16 protein-coding genes and 3 pseudogenes are annotated in these 14,270 nt (G+C 38.9%); 8 read left to right on the plus strand and 11 right to left on the minus strand.

Going from position 1 to position 14,270, the window contains the following annotated elements:
* Positions 1–119: 119 nt before the first annotated feature.
* The 3 genes from DSM106972_RS50105 (at position 120) to DSM106972_RS50115 (ending at position 2,256) form a co-directional block, all read left to right on the plus strand.
* Positions 120–455, plus strand: coding sequence for a DUF5110 domain-containing protein (locus DSM106972_RS50105; protein WP_127087708.1), 336 nt, complete (start codon positions 120–122; stop codon positions 453–455).
* A 24-nt stretch (positions 456–479) separates the two neighbouring features.
* Complete coding sequence (locus DSM106972_RS50110) at positions 480–1,082, plus strand: hypothetical protein (RefSeq protein WP_127087709.1); 603 nt, start codon at positions 480–482, stop codon at positions 1,080–1,082.
* A gap of 340 nt (positions 1,083–1,422) precedes the next feature.
* Positions 1,423–2,256 carry a hypothetical protein gene (locus DSM106972_RS50115; RefSeq protein ID WP_127087710.1) on the plus strand — a complete coding sequence of 278 codons (834 nt, stop codon included), beginning with the start codon at positions 1,423–1,425 and terminating at the stop codon, positions 2,254–2,256.
* Positions 2,257–2,421: 165 nt separating this feature from the next.
* On the opposite strand, the gene DSM106972_RS50120 is transcribed toward DSM106972_RS50115, so the two are convergent.
* From DSM106972_RS50120 to xisF, 6 genes and pseudogenes are all read right to left on the minus strand, one after another.
* Positions 2,422–2,775 (minus strand): four-helix bundle copper-binding protein, encoded by a 354-nt coding sequence (locus DSM106972_RS50120; protein ID WP_127087711.1) that lies wholly within the window; start codon positions 2,773–2,775, stop codon positions 2,422–2,424.
* A 445-nt stretch (positions 2,776–3,220) separates the two neighbouring features.
* Complete coding sequence (locus DSM106972_RS50125; protein WP_127087712.1) at positions 3,221–4,348, minus strand: FAD-dependent monooxygenase; 1,128 nt, start codon at positions 4,346–4,348, stop codon at positions 3,221–3,223.
* A gap of 9 nt (positions 4,349–4,357) precedes the next feature.
* Entirely contained in the window at positions 4,358–5,407 is a 1,050-nt protein-coding gene (tbcS, locus tag DSM106972_RS50130) for a tetraprenyl-beta-curcumene synthase (protein ID WP_127087713.1), read from the minus strand.
* 428 nt (positions 5,408–5,835) lie between these two features.
* Positions 5,836–5,949 (minus strand): annotated as a pseudogene (locus DSM106972_RS50135) (heavy-metal-associated domain-containing protein); the annotation flags it as partial.
* 118 nt (positions 5,950–6,067) lie between these two features.
* Entirely contained in the window at positions 6,068–6,262 is a 195-nt protein-coding gene (locus DSM106972_RS50140; RefSeq protein WP_127087714.1) for a heavy-metal-associated domain-containing protein, read from the minus strand.
* A gap of 372 nt (positions 6,263–6,634) precedes the next feature.
* Positions 6,635–8,014: a fdxN element excision recombinase XisF gene (gene xisF, locus DSM106972_RS50145; RefSeq protein WP_127087715.1), complete on the minus strand. Its 1,380-nt coding sequence runs from the start codon at positions 8,012–8,014 to the stop codon at positions 6,635–6,637.
* A gap of 18 nt (positions 8,015–8,032) precedes the next feature.
* On the opposite strand from xisF, the gene DSM106972_RS50150 reads away from it, so the two are divergent.
* The 3 genes from DSM106972_RS50150 (at position 8,033) to DSM106972_RS50160 (ending at position 10,955) form a co-directional block, all read left to right on the plus strand.
* Positions 8,033–9,460: a cytochrome c oxidase subunit I gene (locus tag DSM106972_RS50150; protein ID WP_233787141.1), complete on the plus strand. Its 1,428-nt coding sequence runs from the start codon at positions 8,033–8,035 to the stop codon at positions 9,458–9,460.
* 66 nt (positions 9,461–9,526) lie between these two features.
* Complete coding sequence (locus DSM106972_RS50155) at positions 9,527–10,123, plus strand: cytochrome c oxidase subunit 3 (protein ID WP_127087716.1); 597 nt, start codon at positions 9,527–9,529, stop codon at positions 10,121–10,123.
* Between the two features lie 205 nt (positions 10,124–10,328).
* Complete coding sequence (locus DSM106972_RS50160) at positions 10,329–10,955, plus strand: hypothetical protein (protein ID WP_127087717.1); 627 nt, start codon at positions 10,329–10,331, stop codon at positions 10,953–10,955.
* Between the two features lie 129 nt (positions 10,956–11,084).
* Here DSM106972_RS50160 and DSM106972_RS56185 read toward each other — a convergent pair.
* Positions 11,085–11,314 (minus strand): annotated as a pseudogene (locus tag DSM106972_RS56185) (IS982 family transposase); the annotation flags it as partial.
* Between the two features lie 219 nt (positions 11,315–11,533).
* Between DSM106972_RS56185 and DSM106972_RS50170 the strand changes: the two are divergent.
* Entirely contained in the window at positions 11,534–12,130 is a 597-nt protein-coding gene (locus DSM106972_RS50170) for a hypothetical protein (RefSeq protein WP_127087721.1), read from the plus strand.
* A 4-nt stretch (positions 12,131–12,134) separates the two neighbouring features.
* On the opposite strand, the pseudogene DSM106972_RS50175 reads toward DSM106972_RS50170, so the two are convergent.
* Positions 12,135–12,269, minus strand: a pseudogene (locus DSM106972_RS50175) (TetR family transcriptional regulator C-terminal domain-containing protein); the annotation flags it as partial.
* 30 nt (positions 12,270–12,299) lie between these two features.
* Between DSM106972_RS50175 and DSM106972_RS50180 the strand changes: the two are divergent.
* Positions 12,300–12,482: a DUF4365 domain-containing protein gene (locus DSM106972_RS50180; RefSeq protein ID WP_127087718.1), complete on the plus strand. Its 183-nt coding sequence runs from the start codon at positions 12,300–12,302 to the stop codon at positions 12,480–12,482.
* Positions 12,483–12,845: 363 nt separating this feature from the next.
* Here DSM106972_RS50180 and DSM106972_RS50185 read toward each other — a convergent pair whose 3' ends face one another.
* From DSM106972_RS50185 to DSM106972_RS52040, 3 genes are all read right to left on the minus strand, one after another.
* On the minus strand, positions 12,846–13,508 hold the full coding sequence (locus DSM106972_RS50185; RefSeq protein ID WP_127087719.1) for an AI-2E family transporter: 663 nt from the start codon (positions 13,506–13,508) through the stop codon (positions 12,846–12,848).
* A complete protein-coding gene (locus DSM106972_RS55275) occupies positions 13,489–13,902 on the minus strand; it encodes an AI-2E family transporter (RefSeq protein WP_127087720.1) in 414 nt (137 codons plus the stop codon). Before DSM106972_RS55275 ends, DSM106972_RS50185 begins: the two co-directional genes overlap by 20 nt.
* A 107-nt stretch (positions 13,903–14,009) precedes the next feature.
* Positions 14,010–14,270, minus strand: a 261-nt coding sequence (locus DSM106972_RS52040) for a MarR family winged helix-turn-helix transcriptional regulator (RefSeq protein ID WP_201800911.1), incomplete at its 5' end; no start/stop codon positions are given.

Genomic DNA, 14,270 nt, shown 5'->3' on the forward strand with positions numbered 1-14,270 from the left:
AGATTGCCAATTTATAGTTACAGCAAATTTGGCTCTTGCGTAATTAGCGTGCTAAATTTTTTAAAAAATAAGCTTGTAATCCTTACAGGGATTATATTAAAGCTGGAAGTATTTTACCGATGCAAGAAGATAGGCAATTAATTCTTCATATTTACCCAACACTAGAAAACACGGAGAATTTATCTTTAACCCCTACTTCATCCTTTTGCATTTACAGCGATGCAGGAGATGGATATGGTAAATGGCGCCTGGATAAATTCCAAATGCAACAAAATAAGAATAGCTTGGAAGTAATTTGGGAAGAGGAAGGAGATTACGATTTTGCTTACACTAGTGTGGTAGTTCAAGTGCATAGAATCCAGTTACAGCAAGCTTGGGTGGATGAGAAAGAAGTCATAACTGAGGGGCAAAAGTTTGAGTGCGCGAAATTTAGTAAAATTCGAGTTTCAAATTAACTAGTCAAGTGAAGGCATAGGCTTATGTTATACGAATCAATCGCAAATTCCTTAGTTGAAAGTGTTAATGCTGATAAAGAAACACTTGCTTACACGATGGTAATAGATACGATAGCTGATGCAAATGATTCTAAAGAAGCAAGGAAGATTCTTATCCAATGTATTAAGGGGCAAATTTCAGACCCCGATGCAGAGGAAAGATTAATAAATCATATAAATGATGCTCCGCAAAAATTTGAATTAGATATAATGCGGTTTAAAACTTTGGATTTTGAGAGAAGGTATCTTGCACTAAACGAGCAATTAAAAACTACTACTTCCCAAATGGATAAGTATAAATCTCAGGTAAACAGGTACAAATTAAGCGCTTGGATGCCAACCATTATTGCAATTATTTTCCTTACCTTGGCTGGTACTGCTACTCGCTTTGCAATTGGGGCTAATAGCTCCTTAACCGTAGCCAAAGCAGAGCAAGAAGAACTATCACAAAAATATTTGCTTTTGAAGACTAAGCATGAAGACTTGAATAAAGAGTTGGCAGCTTTACAGTCACAAAATCAACAGTTGCTAAAAGGAAACCAGGAACTAGAAAAAGCTTTTGAACCTATTAAATATTTGCATAACTGAGGTCAAAAACTACGTCGCGCTTAAGTTATTACTTCGAGCGTAGTTAAATTATGTCTAAAGTCGTAATTTAGTGTGTAGTAAAACTTTTCCACCAACTTTCCACTATTGAGGTATATATTAAAAGTGCGTTTATTTTTAAATGACTATTAATGCAATTTTTAAAATTTAGTTAATGTTTAAAAATAAATAATCCTAAAAGGTTTTTACGCCCTTAGTACACCTTAATACATGAGCTTTACTATCTATTTTTTAAGTTATTTACAGCAAAGTTTGATGTAATACCTTGATGAATAGCTCAACAATTTAAGCAATTATTTCATAGTTTTTAACGGAGGAACTCATGATACATCAATTGATTACTAATTTTAGTGGCAAGCGCGCACGTGAATGCCGTAGACCCTTTCAAGTTGGAACTATTACGCTTGCATTAACGACGATGTTTTTGGGTGCTGCTTGCACTAACAACCTAGAAGCAAGGCGTGCTGAAGGAGAAACTAACGTCACGGCAGAAGAAGTAGCTGACAATACAGTCCAGCTGGTTGGTAAAACTGTAACTATCAGAAGCCTACCTGTAAGAAAAATTAGCCCGACTACATTCACCGTTAGCGACCAACAATTTTTTGGCAGCGAGCCAATTATAGTTATAAATGCCACAGGAAGTGTGGCGCCGTTACCAGAAAACGTTGACTTACAAATCACAGGCCCAGTCGCTAACCTTGTAGTCGCTGACATTGAGAGACAGTATGGTTTGGACTTAGACCCGACTTTGTTAGTGGAATATGAAAATAAGCCAGCGATTATTGCACAATCAATTGCTTTAGCACCGAAACCAGGGGAAATCAGCAGTAATCCAAGTGCATACTATAACAAGGTTATTGCCGTCCCAGCAGAAGTTGAGAAAATCGTTGGAGATAATTCATTTACCCTTGATGAGGATAAACTAATTGGCGGGCAAGACTTGTTAGTGGTAAATCCAAATCCAAAAGTACCTATTCGAGCAGATGAAAGAGTTGTTGTTACTGGTGTGTTACGCCCCTTAGTTATTGCGGATATTGAAAGAGAGTTTGGTTTCAATTGGGATACTGGTTTTGAAAGACAGTTGGAAGTAGAGTATAAAAATAGACCAGTATTAATCGCTCAATCTGTATACCCATCGGCGTTAGAAAGAAGATAGTAAGTAGAAGATAGAAGGCATAAGAATTTTTATTGTACTGCAAACCGTAATTGAAGAAAGAGATGTGCATTCATGAAATAAAGTTTTTTCATGAATGCTTTTAAGAAATGAACACTGATTGTCGTTTTAGATAGCGACAGCCAGTGTTCATCATGAGTGAGCTACTTATGCAGCCATTGATGTAGCCATTTGTCGGCAAGAATCTGCACAGCGACGGCAAGATTGAGCGCAGCGTTTGCAATGTTCGCTGTTATGTTTTTCGCATTCAGCAGCACAACGGTTACAAGCTTCAGCACAGACACTACACATTTGAGTGTGGAGAGCAGAATTACGAGACATGAAACGCGCGCAAAGGGTGCAAGTATCAGCACAGTCTTGGCATAGCTTGATACATTGAACCATCATTTGTACCATGTCGCTGCTAAGACCCGCACTTGCACAATATTCGCAGTCACGCAGGCAGTCAAGACAGTTCTGAATGCAGGTTTCAAGCTGGGATTGATGAGTTGTTGTAGTCATTATTTGACTCCTAAATTGATAAATCTTACATAAGGCAGTATTTATGCCTCTTTGTCGCTACAGTAAAAAATTGCTAGCTATAGTTACGTCTTCCTAATGGCATAAGAAATATTTGTTACGAATGGAATAGAAAAATTTCATGTTGATTTCATTTGTGTATGCATGACTATTTATTTTAGATTTTTTGTCGTTTCGGTAACAGGATTTCATGTATATTTCATTTCAATGTGAAAAAGTATATATACAGCAACCTGAGCATTTAGCAATTATTGGTAGTAACCAGATAGCTGTAAAGTTTGCTGGAAGCATGACCGGTTTCATCTCAGGTTGGTAACTTAAGCAGGGTAAGCGCATCTAATTTTGTGCTTCAGGATACAGAATATTTTCCTAAAGTATAGAGTGATGCATATATTCATTGAAATAGTAGATTGAAGAGCAAATCGGGCTAATATCTAAGAGATGCTATAACCTCGTTATAAGGGACGACACCAGCGACTGCATGACTGATTTGTTGAGCAACGCGAGGGTTCTGTTTCATCAGCCAGATCAGCAGGTAATTCATGAATGAAAATTTTCTGAACGCTTTGATGCCTAGACCCGCACGCAGATCGGCTTCAAAGTGAGATTCGTAGAGATACTGCCAATTGTCTGCTGCAGCATCGGGACTGTTGCCCATGTTAATGGCTTGTGCAACATGGAAACCACTTTTGACTGCATTCGCAATTCCCTCACCTGTTAACGGATCGGTTAGATTTGCTGCATCTCCAATCCTAAGAATTTTTCCATCAGCAACCTTATTTCCTTTCTTAGCAGTCGCCAGAGGAAATACCTTTGGAGGTTGTTGGCTCACCACCTTACTTTGCATCTGTCGTACAATTTCGTTGCTCTGGATAAATTGCTTAAAAAGTTGAATAATATTGGTGTTTATTTTCTGATATTCATCTAACCAAACTCCAACCCCAACATTGAATTTAATAGAGTCCTGCTGCGTAGAAACTGGAAAAATCCAGCCATAGCCATTTACTCCCAAGCTGCGGTCAAAGTGAATTTGAGCTTCAGTTAACTCCTTTTGGGATAAATCTTGCCGATTGAGAGTCCAATAAGCACGAATAGCGAGAGCATTCACCTCGCCTGCATAAACGCCACGTGCATCAATAATAGTGTCAAATGCATCATACAACCCCTGATGATGCCAATTATTTTTGTTAATAGTCTGAGTCATAAAATTACATCCTGCATCAATTGCTTTCTCATAAAGTAGTTGATCGAACACAAGTCGAGGAATGCAATAAGCTTCAAGTTTTGTCGTTTCACTATGATAAATTTGATTAGAAACTCCCAGAAAAAAACGGTGAATGGGAGCATAGTCCGAAGCCAATTTTCTAATATCCTGCGGGTAAATTCCCATGATCGATACTGCTTGGATGGATTCAATGCTAATGCCATCGCCGCATATTTTGTCTTTAGGAAAACATTTTTTGTCAAGTAGTGTAACATCATGCCCACTTCTTGCTAAATGATATCCAGCTGAACATCCTGCTGGATCTGCACCAACAACCGCAATTTTAGACATAGTTAAACCTCAATGAGACATAAGTAAACGACTCCGGAAGAAAAAGGATGCTGGATTACCACCCAAATGAATCAATTGTTTTGCTATATTCTGAACTTCCTGTTGCTTTTTGACTTTCTTGTTCGAGAGGTAAACTCCTAATAGCGCTTGATTGATCAATTGATGAAACCGAGTATGAGGTAATTGAGAAACGCTTCGCATTGCATTTTTAATAAAATACTCGAATCGTTCAACTATTTCATCGTTGTTTTTGTAATAAAAGCAAAAGTTTAAATCTCCATTAATACGATCCTCCTCCTGGTCAATTAAATAATCTAGTAAGATATGTAATCCTTGAACCCACGGAAAGTAACTATTCTTAACCTGAAGAGTAAGCTCATCGGATAAATTCCGGTCGAATGCATAAGCCACCAAACAAAAAATTCCCAGAGTTGATCCAGCACAAGCAGAAAATTCATACCAGCGAAGCGGAGGAAGATTTTCCTGGTGCGAACAAAACCAAGTCTTTAATCGTGGAACCCGCTCGTCAAGCTTGACATGCTTATGAACTTGCAAATCGCAGTAATAATTTGCTAGTTCATGCAGTGTCGGCGCAATTTTTGAATAATTCGATACTTTACGCAATACTAACTGGCAAGTTCTAACCAATTTTTGTAGATAACCACCATCTGCTTGATCGTCCCGAGCCCAATAATAATTTGTGTCTTGTGAATCTAGCATAAGCGCATGAACCATCGATTCATGTAAGGCGCGGAAATCTTTGGGATCGAGCGAGTTGCTGCGATCGCACAAATTATCTAAGTAATCACTAATGGTTTGATAAGCAACGATAAATTCGACCGCTTCCTGCCAATGGCTCATGGCAAGTAATCCGTAGATTGAGCCACCTTCACAGTGGAATTGTTTGTCTTCAATACTTGCACAGGCTTGCTTCCGAAGTTCTAAATTTGGAATTTGCTGCGCTTGAATCTTCCAGTGATTTAAGTAATTCCGAACTGCTGGAAATACCTTGAAGTAAGTTTCTGACATCAATCCCCAAGGAGAAACTGGAATATACATAAGTTGTTAGTTATGATAAATTTCTTATATAAATATTCTTGTACATTGGCATTTCATGCTAAATTTTATACTGCCAATTTACTGTTATATCTATGTCTTCAATAGAAAAACTTTTGGGAGCTTAAGTACTCTTCCATAGCTTTTCGCTCCTGGCAACAAATTTTAGGTTAAAATTTAATAATTGCGGTTACGACAATAATATACTATCCAATAATCACTACTTGTAACTCTCTCTTTGGATTTATCTAAATGTTTTACATAGTCATACATAAGTTAGAATAACTATAAGATTTTTTGTGGTAGTCAAATATATCTAAAGGATTATTTTTCAATAAAGATAAATTATTGGACTTTGGACAAAATAGTAAGTTTGCGAACAATATTTGTCGCTATTAATTGATTATGGTTTATTTTTTTGCATAGCTCCAGCCAAAATTAACGATACATTCTGAAACACCATTAACAGAACTAATTGCTTCTTCAATACTGCGCGCGCAACTCGCACAACTCATACCGCGTAGTTTTAAAGTCGTGTTCTCCATTCTTGTGACTCCTTAGTATATGAGTATTAAATTGATATGAAAGCGTTGCTGATATTACAATACGAATTACCTTCAGCAACGCAAAAATTAATTAGCAAGACGGAAGAATCCAATAAAGTCATGCAACAGAGTAACCAGCTGTTGTGATAGCTTGTTTGATTGCAACCTCAGATGCTTTGGTTTCAACGTTAACCAATTTTGTTTTTGGGTCGGTTTGAACCTCAGCAGTCGGGTCAATAGTCTTTATGGCATCTGTAATTGTGGCGCCACAAGCAGAACAAGCCATGTTTGGAACTTTGAGTTGAAGTGTCATGTTAATCACACGAGTTATAACTAATGCTATTTTGAATTCTCCAGTGCTCCAAGCGCTTGCTAAATTTTTCATCAATCGAACTATATTTGCTAAAGTTAACTGTTACGTATTGAGCCAAATTAGTTTGAGTAATTAGGTTTACGCAGTTCTTAATTACACCTTCTGATTAGAAGGTGGATTGGCGCAAAAATTGTTTGCTACGATATACTTCAACAAAATCTCCGTGCTAATATTTCATATAAAATAATCGCTGTTGTTTGCATGAAGAAAGAAACATTGCCGGAAGCGCTTCTAAGACTTGGCTTGTTGTATCAAAAGATTAAACACCTCGATGTTGAAACAAAAACTAAAATAATGGCTGACCCGTCGCTACTACCCCAGTATGTCAACGAGCGCAACCTCGACAATATCGCCGTTTAAAACCTTGACGTGTTTAACGAATTTTTTATACAGTTGGCTCTTAACTTCGTCCGGAAGAGTCTTGAAGAACTCGTAATCATTAAACGATTCCCTGAGTTGATTTATTAAGTGATTACTGACAGTTACACCATGAGTCTTCTTTTGTTGCAACTGTTGAATTTTTAATATAGTTCTCCGTACCGCATCCTCAATAATTTCATCCTGTGGCATTTTCTGTAAATTTTCTAACCGAGCCTTTAATTCAATAATATCAGGTGTTTCTTCGATAGTTGGTTGATTGTTAATAGTGTAATTCTTTAATTCAATAGCCCTTGCTGTTAAAGCACTATCAACAGCTTCGATAACCTTCTTTAATGGAACCGCTGTTTTATTATCACATTCTGCATCACCATAAATTCTTCGACGTTTACAGCGGATTCCATTAGTTTTTTTTCGGTCGTGAACATAGCACTTATACCCGCAACAACCACAGATTATTTGCCCTGACAATAAATAGCGACCAACGCTGTTTCTATTATTACCACCTTCAAAATTTTTTCCCCAAAGATTCTTATTCTCTGATAACTGCACTTCAATCTGTTCATAAACTTCCTTTGATATTAAAGCTGTGTGAGTATTTTCTCGGATATCCCACTTTGACGAATCTATGCGGCTTTTTCTAACGCCGTACCGAGTGTGACCTCTTAATACTGGATTTCTGAACCACTGTCTTAGTCCTGGCGGTGAGAACTTAACATCATATTTCTTTATGAAATATTGGACAGTGTTTCGTAACGACGCTTTATTCTCTAAAAAGTATTCAACGATTTCTGCGGCGATAGCCCAGTGAGTTTTACCGGATTTATGTAAAGTCATATCCGGTTCGTTTTTCTCATCGATTCTTACATAGCCGAACGGTGGTTGTGGACATGCTTTGTTCTGTTCGCGGAAATACGCTAGTCCATGCTTTACTCTATTTTGAAGTAATCTAGATTCAAATTCTGCCAAACCTGCCATTTGGTTTAGTGAGAACCAACCGAAGGGTGATGACGAATCATCAACTGGTGCATCAAGGATAATAAGCTTTACGTTTAATTCCTCGAACAAAGCTATTGTTTTACTTATTGTTATTACTGACCTTGCAAGTCTGTCAACACGAGTTACAATAACTTCCTGTATTTGACCCTCACGGCACATCGTTAACATTTTATTAAATTCCTTTCTATTGTCGCTTCTCCCTGATTCAATATCACTAAAAATTAACACGGCGCCAGCTTTGTTTATCCGAGATGTTTGTTGCTCCAATGCATCTTCTTGCTCGCCCGTTGACACTCTCACATAACCAACTCGCATCGACTTGCCCCATTATCAATGTCAGAGCAGTTTACCACAAAAAGTGGACGTGTAAAGCCTTCACTTGTTGGATTCGCAAATTATCTTGTACCTTTAATGATAGGCGCCCGCGATATGGCATTTCCTCGCCTAAACGCAGCAGCTTTCTGGATGGTACCCGTTGCGGGTCTATTATTAATGGTGAGCTTCTTTGTACCGGGTGGCCCTGCACAAGCTGGTTGGTGGTCTTATCCCCCAGTTAGTACCCAAAACCCTACAGGAAACTTAATCAACGGTGAATTTATTTGGCTGCTTGCAGTGGCAGTTTCCGGCGTATCTTCTATCATGGGTGGTGTAAATTTCGTTACAACCATCGTCAAAATGCGGGCGCCGGGAATGACCTTCTTCCGTATGCCACTGTTTGTTTGGGCAGTTTTCAGCGCGCAAATTATTCAGTTATTTGGATTACCAGCATTAACAGCAGGCGCCATAATGCTACTGTTTGATTTAAGCGTTGGTACAGCATTCTTCAATCCAGATAAAGGTGGAAATCCAATACTCTTTCAACATCTGTTCTGGTTTTATTCGCATCCAGCAGTCTACGTAATAATACTGCCAATTTTTGGTATTTTCTCGGAAATTTTTCCAGTTTACTCGCGCAAGCCGTTATTTGGATACAAAGTAGTTGCGATTTCCTCATTAATGATAGCCGCAGTGAGTGCCTTAGTTTGGATTCACCACATGTACGCCAGTGGCACACCAAATTGGATGCGAATGGTATTCATGGTATCGACAATGTTTGTATCGGTACCAACTGGTATTAAAGTCTTCGCATGGTTAGCGACAATTTGGGGCGGTAAAATTCGACTTAACACACCAATGTTATTTGCCTTGGGTGGCTTAATAATGTTTGTGTTTGCTGGTGTAGTGGGAATTATGCTCTCCTCAGTTCCCATTGATATCCATGTTAATAACACTTATTTCGTCGTCGGTCACTTCCATTATGTTCTCTACGGAACCGTCACGATGGGCTTATTTGCTGCCATCTACCACTGGTTCCCTAAAATGACCGGACGTATGTACTACGAAGGTTTAGGTAAACTACACTTCTGGTTAGCCTTCATTGGTACCAACCTCAACTTCTTCCCAATGCATCCCCTAGGTTTACACGGAATGTTACGCCGAGTCGCATCATACGACCCCGAATACACATTTTGGAACGTTATCGCTAGTATCGGCGGCTTCATACTTGGCATGTCAACATTACCGTTTATCTTAAACATGATTAGTTCCTGGATAAACGGAGACAAGGCGCCAGATAATCCTTGGCGCGCAATAGGTCTAGAGTGGTTAGTATCCTCCCCACCACCCGTTGAAAACTTTGAAGAAATCCCCGTAGTAGTATCACCACCCTACGGTTACGGCATGAACGAACCCCTAGTCGCAGGCGCCGCACACCAAGAATAACGTAGGGGTGGGTTAACGTTCACCCGCCCCCATCAACCAATACCGCCCCATCAACCACTACCAATCATGGAAACCTCAATAAAAACCCATATACAGGCGCCACATGCCCACGAACACGACGAAGAAGGAAATAAACAATACGGCTTCGTAGTATTTCTACTTTCAGAAAGTGTAATCTTTCTAAGCTTCTTCGCAGCATACATCGTCACCAAACTCTCCACACCAACCTGGCTACCTACTGGTGTATCAGGTCTAGAAATAAAAGAACCAACAATCAACACAGTTATCCTAGTTTCAAGTAGCTTTGTTATCTACTTTGCAGAACGCGCATTATTACGTCATAACCTCTGGGGATACCGGATATTTCTGCTATTAACAATGCTCATGGGTAGCTACTTTTTATACGGTCAAGCAGTAGAATGGGGTGGCTTAGAATTTGGTTTTACCACAGGCGTATTCGGTGGTTTATTTTACCTACTAACAGGTTTCCACGGATTACACGTTCTGACAGGTATTATCTTACAAACAATAATTCTCGCACGCTCATTCATTCCAGGTAACTTTGATAACGGTCACTACGGAGTATACGCTACCTCACTTTTTTGGCACTTTGTCGATGTAATTTGGATTATCTTATTTATCCTAATTTACGTCTGGCAATAAATAACCGTAGGATAGGTGTCTCACCTGTCCTACCATATCTTTACAAACTATTAATAAATATTACGCCAAACGGATATATTAATTACTCCTGATGGCAGATAGTCAAATTATAAATTTTAATATAATTTTAATGCTAAGGCTTATTTGCAAAGAATAGCTTTTTGCAATCAGATTTAATTCAGAAATTCAGAGGAAAAATAAACTAATGGCATACGTTAATCAGCCTACAGGTGATTATGTTGCTAACCCTGTAGTTGCAGATAGAGTTGGCGATTATCATGACCGTGTTCGATGGGGTCCAATTATTTCAGGTTTGGTAGTTGCTCTTGCTACTCAACTCGTTTTGAGTGCTTTATTTGCAGCGATTGGGGCAGGTAGCGTTGAAAATTCAGGCGCCCCCAGAACAATTTCGTCCGATGTTGCCTCGAATGTAGGCATTGGGTCAATTATTGGTTTATTAATTTCTTTATTCACAGGTGGTTGGGTGACTGCTCGTGCTTGTGGCCCAATGAGCCGCAGTACAGCTATTCTTAACGGTGCAATTTTGTGGGCAACTACTTTAGCACTTAGTTCTTGGTTAATAGCAAGTGGAGTATCTGGTGCTTTTGGTGTTGCCGCTTCTAATGCAGGTGAGGTTATCAACCAAGTTCAGCAGCAAGGTAACTTGAATTTACCTGCAAATACACCGAATGTAAGCGCTCAACAAACCCGTGAAGCTGCTGCGAATGTACGTAGTGGTTTGTGGTGGTTTGTTTTAGGTTCTTTGCTGGGTTTACTCGCATCAATAATGGGAGCTGTCACCGGAACTCGCAAAGCCCGTGTCTACCAATAGATTTCAAGTTTTTGCTTATCAACAGGACTTATGCAAAAAACCAGGTTTTTAACATTTCATGCGTAAGTCCTGCTTAATATTCTTTCACCAATATAGATGCTTAGAAGGCGCCAATTTGAAATAATCAAGCAGGCGCCAATTGAATTGTGATTTTTCTAACATTTGTGGAACGAGATTATGGTCTCTCATATATCTACAAGCATTGCTGTGATTACCACAGAAAAATATTTCTGCCACTGTCATCTGTTGTAATAGTTTCTGCATCACTCATGCCCCTACGGATATCATCTTCATGCCCAATAGCCTTCAACAAGTCGTCGGGGAAGCGCATAGATAGCAATTATTTCGTGAACGCATATGCCCCTCCAAATTATTCTTCTGGAGGGGATTTTATTATGGTTGGGTACCCTGTGATACGAGGTGTCCTTGTTACCTCGTGAGTAACTAGCAACTCGGGTTAATTTGAATATTTGCTAACACTTTTTTCCTGTACCAGCTAGACGGTTAACATGTCAATATTACTCCCACGATTTACTTCTTCGCTAAAATACGGTAGCAAGCTGGAATTTACAAAAACCATGCCATACAACAAGTTCACATTACGCAAGGTAGTTCAAGACTTTTCGCTTATGATTGTGGAAGGTGACACGTTTATTCCCGAACTAGAATCGGTTGCGCCGAGTGAGTTGCTGCGTGAAACTTTGGCGGATAGTTTACCTTGGGCAATTGCGGTAAGTAGCGAGAAGGCTAGGTCGGAGGCAATTATTACGCCAATTTTGTTGGAAGTTCGACGACGGTTAAATCGGCAGGTAAGCGTGTTCTCTGGCGAAGATTTTACGGTGGATGTGGAGGCAGAATTGAGCGGACGTTGTGATTTTCTGGTAAGTAAATCAGCGGAGCAGTTATTTATTAAAGCACCTGCGGTGATTATTGTCGAAGCCAAGAAAGAGGATACTAAGTCTGGGTTAGGGCAATGTGCCGCAGAAATGGTTGCAGCACAGATATTTAATGAAATGGCTTCTTCATCAATATCGGTGATTTATGGTTGTGTCACCAGTGGAACGGCTTGGCGATTTTTGAAGCTAGAAGGACAAACCTTGACAATCGATCTGGCGGATTACCCCCTGCCACCTGTAGATCGGGTATTGAGTATTTTGCTGTGGATGCTGCGTTAGGTGTTCAAGATGTAGCAAGTAAAGTTTTTATATATCGCTGCACGAGGTATCGTTGCTGCGGAGCGTGAAACTGTTCGGGGTTGATGACTACTCCTGTTCCAATGCCATCAACTAGGGCAATAAGTGCATTTGCTTCTAAGGTTAAATCAAGTGATTACAAAACGAAACATTGGTTAAAAGCTGTGCTTATTGGATATCATTAAAGGGAAGACAAGATACCAAAAACGATAAAACTGTAACTATTGAAATCCCAGGAGAAAATGTATTGACACCTGATGTATTACTAAAGCTAGTAGAAGATGAAGCAGATAACAAAAATAGATTATTATCTTTAAACGAGCCATTTGAATAAACCATAAGGTAACAAAACTGTCTATAAATGATTATAAATATTATAATATTGACTCTTTATATCCATATAAAGTGGTTACATCCACGCGAAAAGCACGGATGGAATAAAGTTAGGGAAGCGGAATATATATCCGTTTGGATATACGATAAGCATAATAAAAAATTTGGCAAGTTTGTGCCTACTTCTGATGATTTTGTTGATTATAGACAGAGAACAATTTAAATTTTAGAGACCATTCAATAAGTAGAAGACCGTTCGATCTTTGAAATTTGTAAGGATATTCAGGATATACCTTTACCAAGTGCTACTTGAAGTAGAAAATTGGGACATAACTATTTCCGAACTCTTAATCTAGATACAATTTTACTGTATTTTTTCTATAGCACTTGAAGTTCTAATTGCATCAGCTAAAATTTTAATAAAGCTGGCAATTGGCACTGCCAAGAATAATCCTAACGGCCCTGCAAATCTGGCGCCTAAGAAAAGCGAGATTAAAAGCCAAAAAGGGTTTAAGCCAACCAAGTTACCTAAAATACGGGGAGCTATTAATGTTTCATTTATCTGACCAAGTATAACAGTCACAAGCAAAACTTTGATTCCGACCCAAAAATCTTGAATAGTTAATATTAAACCTATTATTGCAATGCTGGTGGCGCCTCCTAATGGTATTAAGCTCATAATTCCAATAACCACTCCAAACAGCAAACCAAAAGGTACATTTAACAGTAAGAATGCACTAGTTTGTAAAACTGTCAAAATTGTCGCAATAATAAATTGACCGGAAATAAAATTTTCAAACGTTTGCCGTAGAGAATTTTGTATTTGCTCTCTCCACCATAAAGGCAACCAAGTTAATAAACCTTGCCAAACTCTGTCACCGCTTAAAGTCAACACCAGCGTGAAAACAAGGATTAAAAATACATTCGCAATACTACCAAGAGTCTCAAAAGCAACATCAAACGCCCGACTTGCAATCACTTGTACTTGACGAAGCAACTGTTCGCGCTCACTGAACAGTAAGCCCATCTAAATTTATTGGTAGCTGTCGAGCTTCGACCCAAGCATTGAGAACATCTACTTGCTTGTCAATTAATTCAATCCAATGGGGCAAATTAATTAGTAATTCGTTAGCTTGTAGAATAATTTCAGGCACCAACGTTAGTGCGAGAGCAACTAAACCAACTAGGGCGCCTACAAATACTATTACTACAGCCAATACTCGCTTTAGACCCAGTTTTTCTAAAAACCCAATTGGATAATCTAGTAAGAATGCAAACAAAATAGCTAGAACAACTATTGTAGTTAGAGGTTGCACTTGTTGTACGAGTATAAGCAAAAGCCAGCCGTTGAGGAATAGCATTGGGAAAAACAGCCCCCAACGGAATTCAGACGGAATTAGTGCAATAGCTTTCTGTATCATTTGCAATAACTACTAGATAAAGTATGATTAATTATAAATACTATACCATCTAGACGGTATAGTTAAAAATTTACATTGAAGAATTGTTTGTAATTAGTTTGGTTTAATCATTTATTAAAATCTAAATTCGCAATAGAGCGCAGGAGATATTCGTTAAAATCATGAAGTTCAGAGGGTGTAAAATTTGAGAAAAAGCGTGCTTCGGTTTCATCTACTATATTGTCACCTTCGCGCAAAAGCTCCTCACCACGCTCAGTCAGATAAGTCTCTAGCACTCGACCACGTTTTGGAGGGCGCCGAGTAATTAGTTTTGCTTGCTCCAAGCGTTGCAACATTGTGGTAGCAGCTTGTGGAGACACAAAAGCAAT

This window comes from Dulcicalothrix desertica PCC 7102 (assembly GCF_003991905.1).
GTDB lineage: Bacteria > Cyanobacteriota > Cyanobacteriia > Cyanobacteriales > Nostocaceae > Dulcicalothrix > Dulcicalothrix desertica.